Source organism: Thiocystis violacea (assembly GCF_016583575.1).
Lineage (GTDB): Bacteria > Pseudomonadota > Gammaproteobacteria > Chromatiales > Chromatiaceae > Thiocystis > Thiocystis violacea.
Genome location: NZ_NRRG01000185.1, coordinates 1 through 514, shown reverse-complemented (window position 1 = coordinate 514; position 514 = coordinate 1). Strand labels below are relative to the sequence as shown.

1 protein-coding gene is annotated in these 514 nt (G+C 56.8%); it reads left to right on the top strand.

Going from position 1 to position 514, the window contains the following annotated elements:
• Positions 1 to 514 (top strand): EAL domain-containing protein (locus CKO27_RS24105; protein WP_200377429.1); only part of this gene is annotated, 514 nt, incomplete at both ends.

Genomic DNA, 514 nt, shown 5'->3' with positions numbered 1-514 from the left:
TGTTTGGACGGCTTGCGATCAACCTTTGTGCTGCTCAAGTCAATGATGAGGCCTTTGCCGAAGTCGTCCGCGGTATCTTGAACGACACGGGTGTCGACCCAGGATTGCTGGAGCTTGAATACACAGAAACGATGCTGATGAAGGCGAGCGACTCCAGTCGCGCCGCCTTGCACGAATTTTCGGACATCGGGATCAGCTTCGCCATCGATGACTTCGGCACTGGCTTCTCGTCGTTGATGTACCTCAAGCTATTCCACACCGACAAGCTTAAGATCGATCGTGAATTTGTGCGCGATCTGCTCACCGACCCAGGAGACGCCGAGATCGTCAAGGCCACGATCGCCCTGGGGTCGGCGCTTGGTCTGACCACGGTTGCTGAAGGGGTCGAGGCAGAGGAGCAGGCTGAGTTCCTGCGCCAACACGGCTGCGATCAGGTTCAAGGTTACCTCTATGCGAGACCGATGAGCGCGGAAGCCCTTGAGGGCCATCTTGATGCGCAAGGGGTCTTATTGGA